Origin of the sequence: Dyadobacter crusticola DSM 16708, assembly GCF_000701505.1 — a bacterium.
Lineage (GTDB): Bacteria > Bacteroidota > Bacteroidia > Cytophagales > Spirosomataceae > Dyadobacter > Dyadobacter crusticola.
Genome location: NZ_KL370786.1, coordinates 187,363 through 207,316, shown reverse-complemented (window position 1 = coordinate 207,316; position 19,954 = coordinate 187,363). Strand labels below are relative to the sequence as shown.

The 19,954-nt window shown below is 48.0% G+C and carries 22 protein-coding genes; 2 read left to right on the top strand and 20 right to left on the bottom strand.

The window, feature by feature from the left end:
• Positions 1 to 22: 22 nt before the first annotated feature.
• Both Q369_RS0122895 and Q369_RS0122890 read right to left on the bottom strand, forming a co-directional pair.
• Positions 23 to 940, bottom strand: a complete 918-nt coding sequence (locus tag Q369_RS0122895) for a type 2 periplasmic-binding domain-containing protein (protein WP_031530055.1) — start codon at positions 938 to 940, stop codon at positions 23 to 25.
• Between the two features lie 205 nt (positions 941 to 1,145).
• Complete coding sequence (locus tag Q369_RS0122890; protein ID WP_031530054.1) at positions 1,146 to 2,057, bottom strand: ThuA domain-containing protein; 912 nt, start codon at positions 2,055 to 2,057, stop codon at positions 1,146 to 1,148.
• A gap of 347 nt (positions 2,058 to 2,404) precedes the next feature.
• On the opposite strand from Q369_RS0122890, the gene Q369_RS0122885 reads away from it, so the two are divergent.
• On the top strand, positions 2,405 to 2,770 hold the full coding sequence (locus tag Q369_RS0122885; protein ID WP_031530053.1) for a hypothetical protein: 366 nt from the start codon (positions 2,405 to 2,407) through the stop codon (positions 2,768 to 2,770).
• A 2-nt stretch (positions 2,771 to 2,772) separates the two neighbouring features.
• Here Q369_RS0122885 and Q369_RS0122880 read toward each other — a convergent pair whose 3' ends face one another.
• The 3 genes from Q369_RS0122880 to Q369_RS0122870 all read right to left on the bottom strand — a co-directional run bounded on the left by Q369_RS0122880 (position 2,773) and on the right by Q369_RS0122870 (position 4,864).
• Positions 2,773 to 2,967: a hypothetical protein gene (locus Q369_RS0122880; protein WP_031530052.1), complete on the bottom strand. Its 195-nt coding sequence runs from the start codon at positions 2,965 to 2,967 to the stop codon at positions 2,773 to 2,775.
• Between the two features lie 130 nt (positions 2,968 to 3,097).
• Entirely contained in the window at positions 3,098 to 3,751 is a 654-nt protein-coding gene (locus Q369_RS29155) for a hypothetical protein (RefSeq protein WP_157488286.1), read from the bottom strand.
• A gap of 747 nt (positions 3,752 to 4,498) precedes the next feature.
• The gene (locus Q369_RS0122870) at positions 4,499 to 4,864 is read right to left on the bottom strand and encodes a DoxX family protein (protein ID WP_031530050.1); all 366 of its coding nucleotides are present in this window, start codon (positions 4,862 to 4,864) and stop codon (positions 4,499 to 4,501) included.
• A gap of 82 nt (positions 4,865 to 4,946) precedes the next feature.
• Here Q369_RS0122870 and Q369_RS0122865 point away from each other — a divergent pair, with 82 nt between their 5' ends.
• Positions 4,947 to 5,339 (top strand): winged helix-turn-helix transcriptional regulator, encoded by a 393-nt coding sequence (locus tag Q369_RS0122865; RefSeq protein WP_031530049.1) that lies wholly within the window; start codon positions 4,947 to 4,949, stop codon positions 5,337 to 5,339.
• Here Q369_RS0122865 and Q369_RS0122860 read toward each other — a convergent pair.
• The 15 genes from Q369_RS0122860 to Q369_RS0122785 all read right to left on the bottom strand — a co-directional run bounded on the left by Q369_RS0122860 (position 5,314) and on the right by Q369_RS0122785 (position 19,902).
• Complete coding sequence (locus Q369_RS0122860; protein ID WP_229206928.1) at positions 5,314 to 6,243, bottom strand: hypothetical protein; 930 nt, start codon at positions 6,241 to 6,243, stop codon at positions 5,314 to 5,316. The genes Q369_RS0122865 and Q369_RS0122860 overlap by 26 nt on opposite strands.
• Positions 6,244 to 6,351: 108 nt before the next feature.
• Positions 6,352 to 7,614 carry an ankyrin repeat domain-containing protein gene (locus Q369_RS0122855; protein WP_031530047.1) on the bottom strand — a complete coding sequence of 421 codons (1,263 nt, stop codon included), beginning with the start codon at positions 7,612 to 7,614 and terminating at the stop codon, positions 6,352 to 6,354.
• 129 nt (positions 7,615 to 7,743) lie between these two features.
• Positions 7,744 to 9,375 (bottom strand): alpha-amylase family protein, encoded by a 1,632-nt coding sequence (locus Q369_RS0122845; protein ID WP_229206927.1) that lies wholly within the window; start codon positions 9,373 to 9,375, stop codon positions 7,744 to 7,746.
• A gap of 67 nt (positions 9,376 to 9,442) precedes the next feature.
• Positions 9,443 to 9,622 carry a hypothetical protein gene (locus Q369_RS0122840; RefSeq protein ID WP_031530045.1) on the bottom strand — a complete coding sequence of 60 codons (180 nt, stop codon included), beginning with the start codon at positions 9,620 to 9,622 and terminating at the stop codon, positions 9,443 to 9,445.
• Between the two features lie 74 nt (positions 9,623 to 9,696).
• Complete coding sequence (locus Q369_RS0122835) at positions 9,697 to 12,669, bottom strand: glycosyltransferase family 117 protein (protein WP_031530044.1); 2,973 nt, start codon at positions 12,667 to 12,669, stop codon at positions 9,697 to 9,699.
• Positions 12,670 to 12,835: 166 nt separating this feature from the next.
• Positions 12,836 to 12,967, bottom strand: a complete 132-nt coding sequence (locus tag Q369_RS29735; RefSeq protein ID WP_262485499.1) for a hypothetical protein — start codon at positions 12,965 to 12,967, stop codon at positions 12,836 to 12,838.
• Between the two features lie 55 nt (positions 12,968 to 13,022).
• Positions 13,023 to 13,667, bottom strand: a complete 645-nt coding sequence (locus Q369_RS0122825) for a response regulator (RefSeq protein ID WP_031530043.1) — start codon at positions 13,665 to 13,667, stop codon at positions 13,023 to 13,025.
• A 70-nt stretch (positions 13,668 to 13,737) separates the two neighbouring features.
• Positions 13,738 to 15,060: a sensor histidine kinase gene (locus tag Q369_RS0122820; protein WP_031530042.1), complete on the bottom strand. Its 1,323-nt coding sequence runs from the start codon at positions 15,058 to 15,060 to the stop codon at positions 13,738 to 13,740.
• Between the two features lie 432 nt (positions 15,061 to 15,492).
• Positions 15,493 to 15,705, bottom strand: a complete 213-nt coding sequence (locus Q369_RS0122815) for a hypothetical protein (protein ID WP_031530041.1) — start codon at positions 15,703 to 15,705, stop codon at positions 15,493 to 15,495.
• A gap of 307 nt (positions 15,706 to 16,012) precedes the next feature.
• Positions 16,013 to 16,393: a hypothetical protein gene (locus tag Q369_RS0122810; RefSeq protein WP_031530040.1), complete on the bottom strand. Its 381-nt coding sequence runs from the start codon at positions 16,391 to 16,393 to the stop codon at positions 16,013 to 16,015.
• A 147-nt stretch (positions 16,394 to 16,540) separates the two neighbouring features.
• Positions 16,541 to 17,239, bottom strand: a complete 699-nt coding sequence (locus tag Q369_RS0122805; RefSeq protein WP_031530039.1) for a DUF4097 family beta strand repeat-containing protein — start codon at positions 17,237 to 17,239, stop codon at positions 16,541 to 16,543.
• Positions 17,240 to 17,253: 14 nt separating this feature from the next.
• Positions 17,254 to 18,042, bottom strand: coding sequence for a DUF4097 family beta strand repeat-containing protein (locus Q369_RS0122800; RefSeq protein WP_031530038.1), 789 nt, complete (start codon positions 18,040 to 18,042; stop codon positions 17,254 to 17,256).
• 33 nt (positions 18,043 to 18,075) lie between these two features.
• A complete protein-coding gene (locus Q369_RS0122795; protein WP_031530037.1) occupies positions 18,076 to 18,861 on the bottom strand; it encodes a HEAT repeat domain-containing protein in 786 nt (261 codons plus the stop codon).
• Positions 18,845 to 19,363, bottom strand: coding sequence for a GFO_1088 family ECF-type sigma factor (locus Q369_RS0122790; RefSeq protein ID WP_031530036.1), 519 nt, complete (start codon positions 19,361 to 19,363; stop codon positions 18,845 to 18,847). Before Q369_RS0122790 ends, Q369_RS0122795 begins: the two co-directional genes overlap by 17 nt.
• A 236-nt stretch (positions 19,364 to 19,599) precedes the next feature.
• On the bottom strand, positions 19,600 to 19,902 hold the full coding sequence (locus Q369_RS0122785) for a hypothetical protein (RefSeq protein ID WP_031530035.1): 303 nt from the start codon (positions 19,900 to 19,902) through the stop codon (positions 19,600 to 19,602).
• Positions 19,903 to 19,954 lie beyond the last annotated feature (52 nt).

Below are 19,954 nucleotides of genomic sequence, written 5' to 3'. Positions count from 1 at the left end.
CGAAATGACAGTTTAGGGAAGACTATTTTCTAAGCAAGCTTTCCAGCTTCACTTTTTCACTGAGCAGTCGGCCACTTTCGCCTTTCAGATACCCGAATTGGTGCAGGTCCTTTTCCGCGTTCTCAGCTACCCAAAGCAGGAACTTTTTGGCCTCAGGATTGCTGTTTCTTTTGTCTATGGAGAAATGAATGTACTCGCTCGGTACATTTTTGACTTTCTGGTTTTCCAGGGAGGCGATCACCGCATCACGGTTATCAAGCCCTTTTTCTTCTTTGGATACTTTCCCATTCCCGTCCAGGTCGACAGGGATAATCGTTAAACCTTCGAGGGGTTTGCCTGTTTGTGCATCAAATGCCAGTCCTACTGTGGTATAGCTGATACCGGTATCATCTTTCAGGAGTGCTTTAATCAGATGTTCATCCGCGCCGGCTATGCTTTTGCCTTTAATCTGCTGCTGCTCATAGCCAAAGTATTTTGCGAAAGTGAGAGGCGCCCCAGCTTTTTGCAATCGCGTGTAGATCGTGTAGTTGGGAAGCGACTTGTCTTTTTCAGCATAGATATCATGAAAGAATACCTGCTTGTAGGTCTTTTCTGTCAGTCCCTTATCAGCAAATTCCTTTGCAAAAGCAGACTTTGCATTGGCAACGGGCAACAATGCGTAGCGGCCGAGCGAAACATATTCCCGGTCTTCGGCAGCTTTACCCAGGTCATAAGCTTCAATCAGAAGATCGTATTTCTCAGGATCAGTGACCGTCCTGGATTCAATGCGGATATTTGCCTGCGGATTGACCGCCTTGTAGTCGCCGATCCATTTCTCGACAAGCGGGTACGCAAACCGGACTCCGGTAATTACCACTTCATTCGAAGACTGCTGAGCCAAAACCTGCCCGCCTGCTGCCAGCAAACCACCTGCCAGCAGAACTGATTGTAAAATTTTCATGATGTTTTTGTAGGTATGTGAACAATGCCCGGCCGGAGTGAGGCCGGATTAACAATAAACTACTGCGCAGAAAATGCCGGTGGTTGACATTAATCTACTAAACTGATAGACAAAGTAAAGTTGCTTAAAATTAAGAAGCAAGTTTTCTTGTCAATTCACGAAAATTTGGATTGAAAATGAGTCAGGAATGTCGAAAAGCCGGATGTTACTCGATCCGCTTTGTTAATGCATTCAGCTCTATATCTGTGGGAGTTGCAGAAGGAATCCCATTGGCGGGTACCTCCATTTTGGCAGACCAGGCAATTGCATTCAGTACCAGCTTACGGAAGTTATCATTTTGCCAATTTTTATGCATGTGTCCGCCTGTGAAACCAAATCCGCGGCCGCCGTCGGGTCTGTTGAATGCCCATGCGAGTGTCTGCATTTCTTTTCGCTCCAATACAGCTTCGCGGACATATTTATTGTTGGAGTGCGTACCGTCTGGCTGTTTCAATGTAGACTCAGGCGGAAGCGCCTTCAAAATTGGCGTGATGTTTTTCGTATCCTCCGCAAAACGCATGTGGTAATACCATTCGTCCACAATAGAAAATGGCTTCACGCCATTTGCAACAGGATGATCGGGATAGCTTGCGAATGCAGCTTCCCAGACAGGATTAACGGACCAGTTTGTCTCAAAATAGCCTCCTATCCACTTCCTGAACTGATCTCCGGGTGCGCCTTTTGGAACCTCCAGTGAGAAATGCAGGAATACGAGACCAACACCCTTGCTCGTCAGCCTGTTAACCTGCTCGGCGTGGAGATACGCCATGTGATTGGCATCGCCTCCATCGGAATAGATCACGATCGCATCTGCGTCTTCTAAAATGCCGGGATCAGAAGGCCACCCGTTCCTGGCAATGATGGCAGTGGCCTGCGGAAGGCTGTCGTTGATAGCTTTTGCAAGAAGTGTGGCGCCTCCATTGTGCTCGTGCTCACCCTTGCCGTGGCTGTCCGGACCAGTAATGAAAACGATCTTTTTCTTTTCAGCGGAAGCTGCCTGTGCCTGGGTGGTAGGCTGGGCAGTGAGGCCGACATGAACAAGCAGGAACAGCAGGATTGTATTTAGTATCTTCACCATAATTTCCTTAATTGATTTGAATTGAGGCTTTTCGACTTCCGCAACTAAGGAAAAAAATCAAGCCAACCGACCTTTCAGCGACGCACTTGGTTGCAGTTCATGGATTGCTCCATGTAAATACCTGGCAAAAGAAGACCCCTCTGGTGGAGAATTTATCCGCAGATTGTAGCTCCGAAAAAAGTAACAGCGATTTCAGGTAAAACAGAAGATTATACCTCCTTTTACGTAAAACGTATGCACACTGCGTAATGGTGGGGGAAACCCATCTCGTTCATTAACAAATTGTGAACCAGGATCAACCGGCATACTTTTGTTGCAGAAAACTTCCTTAACCAACCCTGTCACCTATGGGAATAGGCACGATCAAAGCTGTTCATATCTATATTCATGAGCAGTTATACCTCACCGCGGAACTTGAATTGAATGTAAAAGGGGTCAACTATTCGTTTGGCGGAAAGGCTGTACTACTATCAGGCAGAGAGGGCGGCGAACCTTCCGGTACTCCCCTGCTCGGCCGGTTCTTATTCAGGTGTATGCAGATCTGCGAGGTTGACAGCTGGGATTTGCTAAAAAGCCGAAAAGTACTGGTCGAAATATCAAACGAGATTGCAGTGGCGATCGGGAATCCTGTAACCGGCCGATGGTTTAGGCCAGCCGGCGAATTTCAGCAGATGTTAGCGCAGAAGAACACCACTTCCCCCGATTTCAATTGACACTATCCCAGACGTATCTCGTACGTTCCGTTTTCACTTCTTTCGGGTACTGCCAGTTCAAATTGCTCCGTTTGCTTCTCGCGCAGATAATTCTCTACCGCCAGGATGGCGTCATTTTCATCCTCCACATCTGAAACGGACAGGATAACACCCTTTTCCAATTTACCTGAACTGTCCTGATTTTTAACACTTGGCATAACTTTCGAGATTTTGGTTATCAATTATTTTGATCAATGTGTGTGCAGTGTGTGAAACGGTAAGGTTAAGATAAAAGCGGCCAGCATGAAGGTTCAGACTGGCCGTTTTTAATGTTAACATTTATCGTGATTATCTTGGAACAGAGCTGCCTGTACCGCCACCACCGGGGATAGTCGAAGGTGTGGTAGTACTTCCTGGCACTGTTGACGAAGGTGATGTTGTGCTACCTGGTACGGTCGAAGGCGACGTAGTGCTGCCTGGGATGTTGGTACGGGGTACATTATTGGTTCCAGGAGTAGTAGTGCTGCCGGGAATAGTGCTTGATGGCTGAGTAGCGCTGCCTGGCAAGGTGCTTGAAGGCTGAGTAGCGCTGCCTGGCAAGGTGCTCGATGGCTGCGTAGTGCTGCCCGGCATTGTTGACGGTCTTGTTCCCGGAACGCCGGTAGGATCTGTTGTCGTACGCGGTACATTATCGGTTGACTGTGTTGTACCTGGCGTGGTGCTGCTCGGCATTGTTGTACGCTGTGGATTTGTTCCGGCTGGTTGGGTAGTGCTGCCGGGTACTGTACCTGTCGACTGGGTGGTACTTCCCGGCTGCGACGAACCTGGCAATGTGCCTGGCTGTACGGTGCTTCCCGGAACAGTTCTGGGTTGTGTACTTGATCCTGCTGCACCTGAACCTGTTTGTGGCGAAGTAGTCGACGTTGCAGGAGTTGTTTGCGCAAAAGCAACTGTTGTTCCAAACAGAGCTAATCCTAATATGTTCATTTTTAATGCTTTCATGACAATTAATATTTAGTGAATAGTTTGTTAATGAATGTGATAATTTGACTTTGATACAAAAAAGATCGTACCAGAAAGAAGCACAAGTGCCAGGCTGGCTGTATACGTTTTCAATCACGTTACTATACGTTACCTCCGTAATCGGGCACATCTAAGGCAGGGATTCAGGTGCGGTAAACTGTGCCTGACAGACCAATTCACCGGGCGATTTTTTAAGAGGTACTTGGCAGATATGTAATAGAACTTGAAGCGTAGTGTAAAAACCTCATGAAAAAAAACAGTATTAAAAATCAATTATCCCACTCAAAATCAATGCATTGTGCAATATATAACCTACATACGGAGCTTCAATTACAGAGGAAAGATTAAGAGCTAACCGCATTGCTTCACCAGATGTGGGCTGCGTGAGGGCAGTTGCTGCAGAGTTGGTAATTAAGGATTGAGTATTTGAAAGTACAGAGAACATGGTCGCACTTTCGGGCTTGTTCAAGAGAGGCTGACAGGCTGTCAACTACCACTTCCTGTTTGCACCCGAGTGGGAAGAAGCTTGCCCGGGTTGTTTCTTTTTGGGAGATTGAATCACTTGGCCAATGCGCCACCAGGCTGAATGCGAAGCCGGCAACATATTAACAGTTTGATGCAGAAGTTAACTTCAATACTGGAAGTTATTCTCCCTCAATCGAGGGCGAACAACTTCCATAAGCAGGATTTTCGCACGTTTACCGCGGTAAATACCGCTGTCTATTGCTAAATAAGAGGCTTTGTTTCTGCCGGCAGGAATATAGACTTGTCCCTCAAAAAAGCTGATACCCAAATCAGTACCATTGGAGTGACTGCATTGAATGGCGTGCCGTGCGAGAGTTCGGTAGCTAGCGCGCCCGCAAAGTAACAGGTAAGCAAAATGAAGCCGATCTTCATGGTTTTTGGGTAAATGAACAATGCTGTGAAGACAAGCTCCATCATACCCAATGCAATGTAATAATCCGCTACCCCGAATTTGGCCAGCGTATCTAATACTTCTTTTGAGCCGGTAAGCTTCATAATTCCGCTGAATACAACCATCAGGGCGGCGAGTGCGGTAACAACAATCGTGATAATTTTCTTCGTTTTCATAAGTGATTTTGTTTTGCACAAAAATAGCTACCTTTACTAACCAAATGTAAGTAGTATACCAAAGGTTAGTGGATTAGCAGAAATGGAAACAAAATTGATACAACGGATTTCCAAAGTTGAATGCACCGGAAAGCTGAACGCGCTCGGCGACGCGCTTTACGTGATCGGCGGGAAGTGGAAGCTGCACGTGATTATTGCCCTTACAGAAGGCAATAAGCGCTTCAATGATCTTCAAAGAACAATCACCGGCATTTCGGCAAGAGTACTTTCTAATGAACTCAAAGAACTTGAATTGAATGGTTTTGTAAAAAGGACCGTATATACCGAGCCGACGGTGGTGATCGAGTACGAACTCACGCCTTACAGCGACACACTTCAACCTGTACTCGCCGAACTTGTTAAATGGGGAGAAATGCACCGCTCAAAAATCCGCAGCGAATGGGAGCAGGCTACTGTTCTGGAAGAGAAACTGTAATATGCCACATATCGCCTGAGTTGGTCACCTTCTCAGTTCCCCATACCCCCGGCCCCCCGTCGGCCCGGAGATAGACGCCAAAGATCAGGGTGGTGATATTGGATCCTTTTATAAGTACGCTGCCGCAGGCCGCTCCCCCACCACAGTTGCCGGTGATCGGGCTTTTATCGTGCAGGATCTTGGTTTTGGAATCGTCAATGACCATTTCCCTGTTTCCCGAGATCTTGGTCACGGTCAAATCAGGTGTGAGCAGTTCAAGCTCTGTTGCAAATCCCAGCCGCTGATTGCTGAAATTGGTTGTCGCGCCTAATCCGGCAATGGAAAGCACCGGGTTACTCACCGGTCTGCTGAACTGCAGGCGCAGTTTTCCATAGTAATATCTGCTTGTATCCGTGCGCGGCGACTTGGCTGTGATCAGAGGTTTGGCTGAAAGAAATATTTGCACACCAGGATTGACATAAAGATTCACGCCCCGACCTACGGGTCCGTTCGGGTGCGCAGTGAAGATGGAGCGGGTTGTGTCCCTGAAGTAATAGTTGCTGTTTACCACCGGTACCTGCCTGATGTGTGTGCTGCTGGCCCCTGATGCAGCGCCAAAGGTGAGCCCGGTGACGTGCTGAGGCACATTGATGTAAGTCTGGTCGTCGAAACTGAACGTCAGCGTAAGCTCATTAGCCGGCTTCTGAAAGTAAATCCCATCGTCGGAATTGCCGTTTCTGTTCAAGAAAAATGACAGCGTTTGCGGAATGGAAGTAGGACCTTTCGGAACAGGCGGGTTGTAGCTGTTATTGACTCCATCCTGTACAAATTCCAATGTATGCTGGGCAATAGCGGCAGGAGTTGAGCCGAAAAAGAATGCGAGCAGGCACGAAAATCCCGCCAATCGGACGAGTGAAGAAAGCATGTGTTTTGAATAAATAACGTCGAGAAAAGCCTTTTACAAGGCAATATAGGACTTCTCAGGCATCCATAGCTCGACTTAATACAAATTTCACATTCAGAGAAATGTTACTCAGGCCGACAAATAGTTGCCGAGCAGCTTTGCAATGCGGTGATCAAGCGGCGGCGTCAAACTTGCGAAAAGCCACCATGGATGTAATCTCGCACCTGCTCTGATTAATTTTTCGATAATAGATAAATGATGCGGGGCAACCCCCTCGTGAACGGTCGCCCAGAGCGTCTGATCCAGCACAGTGCCGCCAAACTCGTTCCTGGCTTCGAGCGGCGCTTTCCTGTTCAGCAAAATCTCAAAGCTCTCAGGATACCCATAGTAAGCAGCCCAATGCAGCGCAGTCCATTGCCGGAAGTCGGTCGCAGCCGCGCTTACGCCGTAATCCAGCAGGAATTCCACAACCGCAGCCTTGTTGTGCATAGCAGCCCACACCAGTGCCAGTTCGAGCTGCTTATCAGGGTTACCGCTGCAATCGGCCCAGGGTACCCGCACAATGGACATCCTGGATTTTACTTCTCCCTGCTTTTTCAAGAGTTCCGATAGGTGATCAAGCCGCCCCATTGCAGCAGCAGCAACGATGGTATCTACACGTGCGCCCCGGCCGACCAGCGTTTCAGCAGCTGCCGGGTAATGAAAAGAAATGGCAGTAAGCAAGGGAGAGCAGTCATTTCGGCAGCCGTTTACAGCAGCGCCATAGTCAACTAATTTCTCTATCAATGCAGCTTGTACCCCCGCACGCGCAGGATGTACGCTGGACACGAGCAAGTCGAGGGTGGTGTGCCAGCTACTCCCGTAAACTTCCGCCGGAGCGTCGGCCTCACTGCCTGCTTCAAGGAGTATTTCGGCCAAAGCAGTTGCATTCGGTGCGGATTTTTGCCGGAACTGTTCGACCCCGTTAGCAGCCAGGTAATGCAGCAGCAGTGCATGGTGAGTGCGCGTGGATCGGGTGCGGACCAATTCAGGATCGTCGCAAACCAGCCGTATGAGCGTGTTCAGATCACCATTTACGATCGCGTCGGCAGCTTGCTCAAAGCGACAGGTGAGCGAGCTTTCGTCGCAGATTTGGATGATGTGCTCCTTAAAGAAGCTACAATCTGCAAAGCCGTGCGCGCGTGCAATCGTCAGCTCCGCATCTTTAAGGGTAAATTCGACTAGCGGACTATTGATTTCATTAAATTGATGCGCATTCGGGTGGTACTTCTGTACATACTTGATCGATTCATCATCCAGTTGATGGTAAGATGCCAGTAACTTCCGCGCATTTTGCTCATAGCCCTCAATGGTCGGATTGGCGACCAGAGGGATCACATCAGTGGTATTCATAATTGTTGCGGAGAGTTGTATAAGCTGCTGAAAATGCCTGAAACCGGGTTTCCAGCGTTTTCAGCAGCTGCTTTATCAATAAAATAGATTGGAAATCAGATTCTATTGATCCAACCTCCCACAAACTTATTATCCGGTAAATGCCCGGAACCACCGATACCCGTAAGCTTCCAGCGTAATGGTGTGATTACCATTACTATCCAGCTTACTCTCAATATTTTGCATTAAATCAACAAGCCTGCCTGTACCAGCTTGCTTCTCCGGCACGACCAGCTCCAAAGATTGTGCGTGAAAATTATGCCAGACCAAAAGCACTTTTGATCGCCAGGTATATTTCATACCGAGTATCTCCTTGTGGCCCGTGTCGAGGATCTCCCAAGTTCCGAAGCCGATCTCGGGGCATTCTTTGCGCAGGCGGATCAATGTCGTCATCCAATTCAGCAGCGAGCCCGGGTCGCGGCGCTGTCGCTCTACGTTGGTGTGTTCGTAAGAGTAATAGCCGTCGCTAACCACCGGATTGACGAGCTTTTCAGCCTTTGAAAACCCGGCATGTTTCTCCGCAGACCACTGCATTGGCGTTCTCACAGCTGCGCGCTCGGGCAGGTCGAGGTTTTCACCCATTCCAATCTCATCTCCGTACCGGATCACGGGAGTTCCCGGGAGAGAAAACATCAGGCTGTAAGCCAGCTCGGTTTGCTGCCGGTTACCGAGCATTGGCGAAAGTCGCCTACGGATCCCGCGATCGTACAGTTGCATTTCTTTGCCCGGGCCAAAACGGGCGAAAACCGTCGCACGTTCTTCCTCCGTCAGTCTTCCCAGATCCAGCTCGTCGTGATTTCGCAGGAAATGTGCCCATTGACTTCTTTCCGGAATTTCCCGGGTTGCTTCCAATGCTTTGATCAGCGGACCGGTATCTGAGGTAGCAAGCGCGAGGAAGGTATATTGGTTTACAAAAAAATTGAACATCAGGTGGATTCCGTCGCCCTCGTCGCCAAAGTACTGCTTGCTCTCGTCAGGCTTTACATTGGCCTCTCCCAGCAGGACAGCATCTCCGCGCCGCCACTGCAAGAACTGGCGCATCGCCTGGAGATACTCGAAGTGCATAACAGGCGTTTTTTCATCTGGCGACTGCGACTCCAGAATGAAAGGCACCGCATCAACGCGAAATCCTGCAATGCCGAGTTCGAGCCAGTATCCCATAATGCGCGCAATCTCGGCACGTACCTCCGGATTTTCTGTGTTCAGATCAGGCTGGAACTCGTAGAAACGGTGAAAATAATAGCTGTTGGTTTTTTCGTCCAAAGTCCAGGTGGCCTTTTGCACGCCGGGAAAAACCATACCCTTGTTCCAGTTTTTCGGGCGCTTGTCTGACCATACGTACCAGTCACGCTTGGGACTATCCTTGGAGGATCTCGCATCCTGAAACCATAAATGCTCATCGGATGTATGATTAACCACGAGGTCGATAATCACTTTGATACCCAGCTGCCTTGCTTTGTGAATGAACTCGACAAAGTCCCCGCTCGATCCGTGACGGGGATCCACGCCATAAAAATCACTGATATCATAGCCATTGTCCCGGTTGGGTGTAGGCTGGAACGGCGCAAGCCAGATCGTATCCAGTCCCATTGCATGTAAATAGTCCAGCCGGTTGCACAATCCCTCAAAATCCCCTACACCATCGTTGTTGCCGTCCATGAAGGTTTCCAGGTCGAGGCTGTAAATGACCGCATTTTTGTACCAAAGCTCTTCAAGCATCATATTTAAGGTTGTTTAGAAAAGGAATTAAAAAAGCAATGCCATCGGGCTGCACAGTCTTCCCTCCATTCTAGTCAAAATCTGCCTGAATCCATTCTGCAATATCATTGGTATTATGTGTGACAAGCTCGGGCGCATATATCTCGACAAACATCTGATTCTGTTCATCAAACTCTCCCTCGCGCCATTCCTCTTCATCGTGCCGCCTGAACTTGACGAGCATTCCGTTTTCCGGCCATTTCTTTTCCATAAGTTAAAAGCTGACAAATGCATGGTACCGTCACCATACTCTTGCCAGCTTACTGCGAAAACCTTGCCGGGAGTTCAATTCTCCCGGCTGTACATATTAAAGGCTAACAGATGCTTTTTGAAAATGGACTCAAATCGCTGCGCTTCCTCCTCGTGCCTGGCCCGCCTGCATTCCTGAACCAGCGTTTGTAAAATGTAGAGATCGGTATTAACCTCCCGGCTTCTTTCGCCGCCGTTTTCTTTGATCCACGTCAGGTTATTATCGGAGCGCATCGCCATTGTCCTCGCTGAATCCAACGCTTTTTTATTTTCCCCGACATCGAAAAGCACGCCTACAAACCCGGCTGACACCTGATCGAAGGGAATGGTATCATCGGGCATTACCCGCATTGCTTTATCAATTACCTGGCGCGCCTTATCTACCTTCTTTTCAACAATCAGCTGCTCGGCAAGCCGCAAAAACGATAACCTGGCCGTGAACACCGGCGAGCCACGGTAAGTATCGTCGTAGTACACCTGCGGGTTGTGCGTTTCGCGCCAGAAGGTTTTATTCATCATATTTTCAAACATGATATCAGAATTCACATACCCGTCACTAGCCCCCGGAACACGCACAGGCAGCAAGCGATAAGCATAACCTTCGAGCTGCAAATACTCCTGCAAGCCAAGGTTGTTTGAAGATCCCATTGTGGAGGAGAAATAAACGGGCCTTTTCCAGTCGTTGCTGGCGATAATATCCAGCATCACGAGATCACTTTTGAGCAAGCTTTTTTCTCCGATTTTCCAGCTGATAGAATCCGTTATAAATGGGACGAGGTCTTTCTTCACAATGTCCATTGCTTTTACCTTCCGTGCGTCAACAGGCAAAAACAGATTTGCGGAAGGCAAAATAGAGGCCATATCTCCACTGGTGAGCGGCACGCGGATCGCTTTGTTTTCCTGCTGGATCAGTTCAAGATATTCTTTCAGGTTAATGCCGGCTTTGACTGAGGGGATTTCATAAAAAGGGATAAAATCATTTTTACCCCGTGCATATGCATTGCTATCCAGCGAAAGCGGAAGTGCTTCGGACTTATTCGTTTTCCGTTTAAGCTGACTTATGTACCAATCAATACCCAAGAACGTCTGTACGCAAACACGCACATCGGTCCTGAAACCTTCCACCTCCTGCACATACCACAGCGGAAACGTATCATTGTCTCCTCCTGTAAACAGGATCGCATTCGGCGCGCAGGAATTGAGCAGGTTCCTGGCGAAATCGACCGAATGGAAACGGTTGCTCCGATCGTGGTTATCCCAACCCTGGGCGATCAGAACGATCGGTACCGACAATCCTGCTGCGAATGCGATGCTTGTTTTTAAAGTATGCTTTTTAACAATTTGTCCCAACAAAGAAGATAAAGCCAGCACCCCGATCCCGATCCACATGGAAAAGATATAGAAAGAGCCCACGTAGATATAGTCTCGCTCACGAGGCTCACTAGGCGGCGAATTCAGGTAAATAACCAATGCGAGGCCTGTCAGCAAAAATAGCAACCCAAGTACGAGCAAATCTTTGCGGCTGCGATAGTACATATATATGACTCCGGCAATTCCCAGTAAGAAAGGCAGCATGAGGAAGTTGTTATGCGCCCTGTTGCCCGCAATGGATTCAGGATAAGCTGAGGCTTTCCAAGGCAAGAGTGTACCCGCTCCGTCCCGGTCGCTCTCACGTCCGACAAAATTCCACAAAAAATACCGCCAGTACATGTGCCCGAGCTGATGGGAAAACATATAGGAAAGGTTGTGCCGCATTCCGGGCTTTTGGCCGGGTGCCAGTCCGGTCATTTGCTGGTACAACTGCGGATGCCCGGGCTGAGAGCTGTACATGCGCGGCATAAGCATCTGGCTTTCCGGCGCGTAGGCGTATTCCGGGCGGTAGTCGATTACCACGTACTTCCCGTCTTTTTTTGCGTAAACAGGTTCGCCGCGTTTTTGGCTCACCGGATTGGAAACGAAAGAAGGCCCGTACAGAAGCGGGCGGCTTTCATACTGCTCGCGTTTGAGATATGAAACAAAGCGCAGCACGTCACTGGGATCGTTTTCGTTGATGGGCGGATTGTACCCCGACCGAACCATAACCAGCACGTAGGACGAATAGCCGGTCAGCAGGAAAGCAAGTGACAGCAGGCTTGTATTCAGCAGCGCCTTTCCCGCTTTTTGTGAAGCCAGGATTCCCCAGCTCAATGTACCCAAAAACAGGATTAGAAAGACTGCGATTCCTACGTTATATGGCAAGCCCAGTGTATTGACAAAAAAGATTTCAAACCTGGCTGCCAGGCTTGGAAGGCCGGGAATTATGCCGGTATTGATAATACCCAGGATCACCAAGCCCGCCAGGAAAGCCGTTAAACCACCCAGAAAGGTTGGTTTGGGGTATTTTTTGAAATAATAAATCAATGCAAGCGCCGGTATGGTGACCAGGTTTAGCAAATGCACTCCGATCGAAAGTCCGACGAGGTATGCGATGAAGATCAGCCAGCGGTTTGCCAGTGCGGGCTCCTCAATTTTTTTCCATTTGAAAACCGCCCAGATCACAACAGCAGTAAAAAAAGAGGAAAGACCGTACACCTCCGCTTCTAGGGCCGAAAACCAGAACGAATCAGACCAGGCATAAGCGAGTGCGCCGACGATGCCGGCGGCAGTTACAAGTAGCGTTTCATGCAGTTGGAGCTCATTTTCTTTTTTACCAGTTAGCTTTACGGCGAGCAACACAATTGTTTTGAAAAGAAAGAAAATCGTGAACGCGCTGCTGAGCACAGACACCATATTGACCCAGTAAGCGACCTGCGTCAGATCGCCCAGGGCCAGCAAGGAAAACAGGCGGCCGATCAGCAGGAACAAGGGTGCGCCGGGCGGGTGCGGAACCTGCAACTTGAAAGCGCAGGCAATAAATTCTCCACAGTCCCAGAAGCTCGCCGTGCGTTCCATTGTCATCACGTAGGTGACCAATGTAATGGCGAACAGCGACCAGGCGGTGTACAGGTTGAGTTTTCGAAAGGTAATCATTGTGAACAGTTTTGGCCGGATGAGATGATTGGCCAAAACTATTCAATGCATTTTTGCGGGCGTGTGCCGGGATTCTTAAAAAAAGTTAAGTCAGGAAGGCTGCAAGCGGGCTTTAACTTTCTTTAACAGGAGCAGCCCATCATGTCAGTATTCTAGGATCTTAAACTTACCTGAAAATAAGAAAAAGAATGCCGTAGATGAACGATATCCAGAGCACAGAGCCCGTCAGCACTGTGAGCACGATGGTTCCAATGAACGGTAGCTCCGCCGGTTTCGCGCAGGTAATTGAGGTGTCCATTTCAAATGCTACTTATTTTTGATAGAAGAGTTAATTAAGGCCAAAAAGGGCTTTGTTATGCTACTTTCCTGTTCTTATAAATTTCCACTTTTCTAAACAGTTCAAGGATATTGGTTACGTTGAGCTTCTCGAAAATCCGGGCCTTGTAAGTACTCACGGTGCTTTCCTTGATATTCAGGTCACTCGCGATATCTTTCGTCCATTTACCCACAAGCAACATATCCATGATTTCCAGCTCTCTGTTTGACAAGATTTCAAGCGGGCTCTGCATTCTGTCTTTTTCCAGCACACTGTTGCTTACGAGCTGATGCTGAACAACCTTACTTATATACGTACCGCCATTCAGCACGGTGGTGATCGCTTTTTCGAGTTCCTCGTTGGTTGCATCTTTGGGCAGATACCCACTGGCGCCGGCTTTGTAGTAATGCAACGCGTATAATTCTTCGTCCTGGGAGGAAAAGATGAGGATCTTCACTTTGCTCTGAATGCTCCTGATCTTGCTGATCATATTAAAACCCTCTCCGCCAGGTATTTTGATATCCAGTATCACCAGATCAAAAAACCTGCTTTGAAGGTGCCTCAGCGTTTCATTAAAACTGCCTGCTTCCACGATGGATGCATGAGACATAAAATCTTCAATCAGTAGCTTCACGCCCATTCGCACGATTGAATGGTCTTCAACCAGTAGTATTGCTTTCATCAAGTAGAGTATTGCTTAAAACCAAGTTAAAGTTAGTTTATCGCAATGAGAAATGTTTGTAGAAATTTAGCTACTGTGGATTATTCTTTGAAAAGATGATATGAATCGAAGTCCCCTGCGGGCTAAATGGGCACGCATACAGCTTGGCGTGCAGTAAACCGCTGATCTCTTTTACGATGAGCAAGCCCATTCCAAAGCTTTGAGGGTTATGTTCCGGCCCGGGAACCTTGTAGGGACTGTTGATCCAATCCATAATTCCCTGCTCCATTCCCTGACCGGTATCGCTTACAACCACATGAAGTTCATCGCGTCGATCTTCGCAGGTGATCGTGATTTTACCGTGGGTTGTTACCTTGTTGGCATTATCTACCAGGTTGTGTAAAATAATGCCTACCAGCTGTACATTGCTTTTTAGGATTATGCCAGGCTTAATAGCATTCACAAGCGTGTTACACTGACTTTCAGCCTGTTCCGAAAAGATTTCAAGCTTTTGGTCGACCAGTTCATACAAATCCAGGTAGGCGAAGTTTATGCCCGTATTCTTGTACCTGAACTCCGTGTATTCAAGCAGGTTTTTCATGAAATTATAAAGCCGGTAGCTCGACTGGCTGATCGCGCGTACTGTCGGGAGGTCGGGATAGTTCTTGGCCAGGCGCTCGGTTGTGATCATCAGGAATCGCAGCGGGCTTTTTATATCGTGGGAGATACTGGCCAGTAAATGCTTTTGATGCACGTACTCTTCCTGTTGTCTGATCTGTGCCTGTTCCAGTTTTTCGAGATTCTCCGTCAGTTCAACGGTACGCGCATCCAACGTTTCAATCGTGGCACTAAAGGAGCTGAAAAAGTAGTAATGGATCAGCACCAGAAAGAAGAAATCATTGACAAAGAAAAGAGAAGCCGCAAAGCTGCCGGAGCCAAGCGGTCCCAGAGGGATTTCGGAGCCCACAGTGTTGCCCATGGCCAGGTACAGGATCAATGCGGACAATGCGATAGTAGAATAGACTAGCCCAAGCCGGTTGCCAAGCCCGTAAAATGCGCAGACGCTGGCAATACCCGCATATTGAATCGTGACCAGATTGAGGTTCTGATCAACAATAAACAGGTTGATCCAGAGAATGGATAGGAACACGATAACGGCTGTATGAATAGCGATCCGCCATTGTAATCCTAACGTTAACGCAATGTAGAATAATACTGAAACAACAAAGAGAACAGCGATCCTGCTGCTCTGCAGCTCATGATGGTTCAAAAGAAAGAAGAACAATAAAACGCCGGTGGACAAAATCCTTAAATGTAGGATATAAGCCAGTACACGTATACGGACCCGATCTAATGTATTTACCTCAGTAGCTAGTTGTTTGCGGACCGGCCATTCCAGAAATGATGAACTCATGCGCAAATGTTACATAGTCGTCCCTTGTACAACAGTCACATACGAAGGGCAGGCAGAAAGAATGCACACAGGTATGCAGACTGCCAAAACTAGCTAAAAATAACAAATAGCAACGTAGAGGATTTTCTACAAAAGAAAATAGGCGCATTCACGAGTAAAGTTCGAATGCTATGCTATACTTGTATAATATTAGGTTCTGAATACAAGCTGCTGTGAGGCAAATGGAGTTTGAACCGTATTGATTTTGTTTATAAACGTTGAGTATATCTTACACCTTCCGGTATTTGCCGCGGAGGTGTTTTGTTTTATCTGGCTATCAAAAGCCTTATTTGAAAGTGAAAGAGGAACGAGCGTATGGAATGCGGGACTTTGAAATTCATAACTCCGTAAACTTCCGGTTGGAAAAAACCGCATTGAAGCTATGTAAGCGGCCTAGTTACTTTTTTCTGAATTCTCCTTAGCCTGCTTTTTCGACTTCTTCACTTCTCCCGGCGTAAACTCACCATTGATCCACCTTACAAAATTTTTGGACTGAACCTGGTACACCTGAGCGGACAAAGGTTTCAGATCTGAATTTTGAATCTCCGAAAGATAGTCGGCAAGAAGCCTGTTAATTTCGTCTAAGTACTTGCTCTGTGTTTTCATGCGGGCTTGTTATAGTGTTTACTGATAAAAGGAATTTCTAATACTGAATGGACAATCTGCATTGACCAACCGGTTACAATGATAATTTATTCATCTCTAAAGCGAAGTGACTTTGTGGTGAGGCGGGCAAAATGCAGGGTGTAGCGGCCCTTGATTGGGGGCACAAGAATTCGGAGGCAAGTGGTTTCACCAAGCCGCAGATTTTACCGCAACCCTGAACCGCACGATGGAGGTCTTTCTAAATTGCGATATACTTCAGCAAAGCTGTTTCAGCGGCTTATCGTCAAGCGAAACAGAATGCGCACACTTAATCGCACGCACAGAAACAGGCAAGCGCCGCTTTAACGGGTATGAAGTTATACTCTTTTGAATGTGCCGGATGAGAGACTTTCAATCTGCTGCCATCCGGTGACTTCTCAATAATCAGATTGATCGGATAGTTGATCATTTTTGCGCCTGTACTTGTGAAATAGACCGCCGTAATGGAGCGCTTCTTGCCTGCCGGAAATTCCATCGCACGAAAAGCAATCTCGTAGCAACAACCGCCTGTAATCCGGTAATTATCACCGTCTGGAACCATCGAGATGCAGCCCTCGGACCAGGTTTCGGTCGGGGTAATCTTATCATCAGATTTACATCCGATAAACAGGACGAGTAAAAGGGACGTGATGGATGCCAGCTTTTTCATTTTTGAGTAGTTAGGAACAATCGTGAGACCAGCAACTCGGCGAAAAGGTTGGAACAATGCAGCTTTAACTTAAATTAATGCATAACAGCAGCGTTGCCAGAAGATCACTTCCGGCAACGCTGCTGTTTCCATGGCTAAAATGTTGTGCTATTTTCTCTGTCTGAGGTACACATTGTTACTGATCGATTCGAGCCTTACTTCGGGCCCGCCGCCTTTGAAGGTACCTTCAAGGAGGTAACCAACGATCGGGTTCTTATCTTTTTTGGTTTTAAAATCAATGTCGAGATCGGAATAAACTTCACCGGTAATGGTCTTCATAGCCACATTCGCGCCCTTTGAGCCCGGCCAGCTCATATCTACGTAGCCGCTGATCGTTTTGGCAAGAACCGGGCTGCTTGCGTCCTGAATGTCAATATTGCCGTCGATGGTTTCCAGTTTCAAACGTGCATTGCGCGGGAGGAAAACGTGATAATGGATTTGCTTGCAGAGGTACCGCTCGTTGCCGTCCTTGTCAGTCCAGTAACCCGACTTCTTTTCCGGGCAATCAGACTTGCGGCTTTGTTTCAAAAGCTCCTGATCGAAGTCGGTGCTCAACTTTACCTCGTCGGCTGTTTGGCTCGTTTCAATCAGCAGCGCCTCATTCAGGCGGCCACCGTTGATGGTAATATCCATTTTCACGAGCGCTTCCTGCTTGTCCCAGTAACGCACCACAATGCTGTCGGCAAATTTCAGTTCAAGATTGACAGTTTGCCCATTCTTGAAAGGCAATACTTTGTCCACTTTCTTTTGTGCCAAAAGCGGAGCTGCAAAAAAGCAGAGGCAGATGATCAGGTTTAGATTTTTCATGGTTCCGGCTCAGTTTATTTTTGTTTACGGATGTAGATATTGCTGCTGATCGTATTGAGCTGGACCTCCACGCCGCCGCCATTCGTGGTACCTTCGATATTGCTTGCCCCGCCCACTTTGGAAAGTCCGTCTTTCGCATTCTTCACGCCTAGCTCGAAATCCGTGTACATCTCGCCATTAATAGAGCGCAGCTTCATATTCGACTTTGCTGTGGCCGGAAGCGAAACATCAATTTCACCACTGATGGTCGAGATCGCCGTCGGCTTGCTCTGGCTTAAAGCCGAAAATATAACATTCACACTGCCGCTGGTGCTGTTTGCTACAACCGGACCGGTGACCTTGTTAAGATTGATATCAGCCCCATTTGTGCGGATTTCCAGATCTCCATCCATATTGGCTACCCCCACTTTTGAGCCGCCCTGCCAGTTGGTTTCCTGGAATAATACAGCAACTTGCCGTGGCAGGCGAATGGTGTACTTAGTTTCCTTCCGGGCTACTTTTTCAACTTTAACCGTATTCCCTTCCGTTACTACCGACAGCCCGATCCCGGTATTGTCCACGCCGGTATGATACAACGGCTTCAACCCCTTCGCGCGCTCGGGCGGCGCTTCAAACCCTGAGGAGGCGACGATAAGCACCTCTTCGCTGTTGTGGCCTTCGATTTTCACATCAGCGGCCGCCATTTCGATTACCACCTTCTTCTCCCGGGAGTTGGCAAGCTTTGTCTTGAATTCAAGATTCTGAGCGTAGGCGCCGGAAAGGCAATACAGTACACCCACACCTAATAACAGTGCATTTTTCATGGTTTTTAATAAAAATTATGGATTGAAATTCGATTACAAACTTTGTGCACTAACCTGGTTCAGCTCGCTCCAACCCTCCTCCGCTCTCAGCCGCACCACCTCCATTACCTTCTGATTTTGCGCGATTTGCCTGAACTGGTCACTGGCGCGCTTTTCCTTGATTGCTACCAGCGCCTCGATCAGTGAAATCTGGACGTTCGGATCTGTTTGGATCGCCAGAGACCGGATCAGCGCTTCATTCACGTCCGGCTCATTTTCAAAATGCACGAGTGCCTGACAAGCCGCGAGGCGCACATTGATATTCGGGTCAAAATTGAGGGTATTGATCAGAAGCTGGGTGATATCGCGGTCTACATTGGTGAGCTCATAGCTTTGGTTCACCGCCTGGATCCGCTCGCTTGCCGAGGTCACGTTCATTTTCTCAAACGAAAGCACATTCTTCATTGCTGCCACCGGCGCAGTTCCATTCTCCGCCAAACTCAGCTCACTATGATTCATTTTACCCAGCTGAAAAAACCAACCGCTCGCAAAACCAACAATCAGCAGCGCCAAGCCGGCAGCTATCCTGACGAGCCAGCCTGTAAACCGCCGTACCGGGCCTTTGCGGGGAGGATCCAGCTCCAAAGCCAGCTTGTTGCTAAACGTGAGCGAGGGATGCTCCTGCCTGGTTTCGGTGAAATAGTTGAACTGGGGCGCGTGGCTTTTCAAATGCAGCGGTACCTCTTCATCGCTAAAAAACCTTTTCAGCTCCCGCTCCTCCTCTACACTGGTTTCCCCTTCGTAGTATTTTTCTAACAACTTCTCAATATCCACTTTCATAATTACTTGCTTTAAGGTAAGTCTCCCGCAGCTTCTGCCGTGCCCGTGAGAGGATTACACGGATGTTCGCATTGGTCAGCCCCGTTACTTCTTCTATTTCCTCGAAAGAATACTCTTCCACGTCGCGCAGGTGCAGCACCAGTCGGTACTGTTCGGGTAATGCATCAATTAGCTTATGTATCAATGCGGTACCATCGCTACTTTCCAGCTGCCGGTAAGGCGACAGCTCCATGGTTTGAACCTCCGCCAGGTCAGCACCGCGTTCCACTTTCTGGTTTTGGTGGGCTTTAAGTTTGTCCAAACACAAATTCCTTGTCATTTGAACAGCAAGCGCCTCAATGCTCTGGTAAGTTTCAAGCTGCTGCCTGTTGGTCCACAGCCGCATCAACACATCCTGAATAGCATCCTCAGCTTCCTCCCGGTTACGGAGGAACATTTGAGCCAGTCGGAACAGGCGGCCCTGGACAGGCAAAATGCGTTGGTTGAAGGCTTGTAGATCCATTTCAATGACAAAGACGACCAGCCTGCGATTTCGTTACAGACTATCTCAAAATATTTTTGAAATACGTGCGGCCTCGGACAAAATTCGTTCGCCTTTGAACAAAGCAATGAAACAGAAACCTCCTTTGAAGGCGTAGAGAGGGCAATTAGAACGGTGGCAAGACATTTGTCCTGCATGTAGTAAATTTCAATTAGAACAGGAGCTGCTTAAATGTTAAATAGCACCTGACCAACAGCCTAGCTCGTAATTTTAGCAGTTGCTTTGGTATTGTATGGAATTGCTTTGATCAGTCTTGTATGGTTAAATTCTTCAATGGTTCGGACATTTTCAGCCGGAATAATTCCCCTGCTGATCCAGTTTACTACCGTTTCAACATTCTTTATATTGAAACGGCTGCAATATTCCTTGATCGTAACCCATTCGGCCAGATCCACAAGCTCGCCCTGACTGATCAGGTACGATTTCGCCTCTCTGATCGATTCGTCTGCGGCAGCCAATAGTTGCTCGATTTCGTGTGCCAATTCTGTTTTTGTTTCCATATTGTGAGTGTTGAGATCTCAGCGTTTTTCAAGTTTTTCTTGTAGCTCTATT

What these genes read in the sequence shown, in the direction of transcription:
- Q369_RS0122810 (WP_031530040.1), bottom strand. Translation starts at nt 16,393, where the DNA reads ATGAAAAAGCTGGCATCCATCACGTCCCTTTTACTCGTCCTGTTTATC.
- Q369_RS29735 (WP_262485499.1), bottom strand. Translation starts at nt 12,967, where the DNA reads ATGGACACCTCAATTACCTGCGCGAAACCGGCGGAGCTACCGTTCATT.
- Q369_RS0122885 (WP_031530053.1), top strand. Translation starts at nt 2,405, where the DNA reads ATGGGAATAGGCACGATCAAAGCTGTTCATATCTATATTCATGAGCAG.
- Q369_RS0122855 (WP_031530047.1), bottom strand. Translation starts at nt 7,614, where the DNA reads ATGAATACCACTGATGTGATCCCTCTGGTCGCCAATCCGACCATTGAG.
- Q369_RS0122785 (WP_031530035.1), bottom strand. Translation starts at nt 19,902, where the DNA reads ATGGAAACAAAAACAGAATTGGCACACGAAATCGAGCAACTATTGGCT.
- Q369_RS0122870 (WP_031530050.1), bottom strand. Translation starts at nt 4,864, where the DNA reads ATGAAAACGAAGAAAATTATCACGATTGTTGTTACCGCACTCGCCGCC.
- Q369_RS0122800 (WP_031530038.1), bottom strand. Translation starts at nt 18,042, where the DNA reads ATGAAAAATGCACTGTTATTAGGTGTGGGTGTACTGTATTGCCTTTCC.
- Q369_RS0122890 (WP_031530054.1), bottom strand. Translation starts at nt 2,057, where the DNA reads ATGGTGAAGATACTAAATACAATCCTGCTGTTCCTGCTTGTTCATGTC.
- Q369_RS0122820 (WP_031530042.1), bottom strand. Translation starts at nt 15,060, where the DNA reads ATGAGTTCATCATTTCTGGAATGGCCGGTCCGCAAACAACTAGCTACT.
- Q369_RS0122805 (WP_031530039.1), bottom strand. Translation starts at nt 17,239, where the DNA reads ATGAAAAATCTAAACCTGATCATCTGCCTCTGCTTTTTTGCAGCTCCG.
- Q369_RS0122825 (WP_031530043.1), bottom strand. Translation starts at nt 13,667, where the DNA reads ATGAAAGCAATACTACTGGTTGAAGACCATTCAATCGTGCGAATGGGC.
- Q369_RS0122835 (WP_031530044.1), bottom strand. Translation starts at nt 12,669, where the DNA reads ATGATTACCTTTCGAAAACTCAACCTGTACACCGCCTGGTCGCTGTTC.
- Q369_RS0122860 (WP_229206928.1), bottom strand. Translation starts at nt 6,243, where the DNA reads ATGCTTTCTTCACTCGTCCGATTGGCGGGATTTTCGTGCCTGCTCGCA.
- Q369_RS0122815 (WP_031530041.1), bottom strand. Translation starts at nt 15,705, where the DNA reads ATGAAAACACAGAGCAAGTACTTAGACGAAATTAACAGGCTTCTTGCC.
- Q369_RS0122790 (WP_031530036.1), bottom strand. Translation starts at nt 19,363, where the DNA reads ATGGATCTACAAGCCTTCAACCAACGCATTTTGCCTGTCCAGGGCCGC.
- Q369_RS0122840 (WP_031530045.1), bottom strand. Translation starts at nt 9,622, where the DNA reads ATGGAAAAGAAATGGCCGGAAAACGGAATGCTCGTCAAGTTCAGGCGG.
- Q369_RS0122880 (WP_031530052.1), bottom strand. Translation starts at nt 2,967, where the DNA reads ATGCCAAGTGTTAAAAATCAGGACAGTTCAGGTAAATTGGAAAAGGGT.
- Q369_RS0122795 (WP_031530037.1), bottom strand. Translation starts at nt 18,861, where the DNA reads ATGAAAGTGGATATTGAGAAGTTGTTAGAAAAATACTACGAAGGGGAA.
- Q369_RS0122865 (WP_031530049.1), top strand. Translation starts at nt 4,947, where the DNA reads ATGGAAACAAAATTGATACAACGGATTTCCAAAGTTGAATGCACCGGA.
- Q369_RS0122895 (WP_031530055.1), bottom strand. Translation starts at nt 940, where the DNA reads ATGAAAATTTTACAATCAGTTCTGCTGGCAGGTGGTTTGCTGGCAGCA.
- Q369_RS0122845 (WP_229206927.1), bottom strand. Translation starts at nt 9,375, where the DNA reads ATGATGCTTGAAGAGCTTTGGTACAAAAATGCGGTCATTTACAGCCTC.
- Q369_RS29155 (WP_157488286.1), bottom strand. Translation starts at nt 3,751, where the DNA reads ATGAAAGCATTAAAAATGAACATATTAGGATTAGCTCTGTTTGGAACA.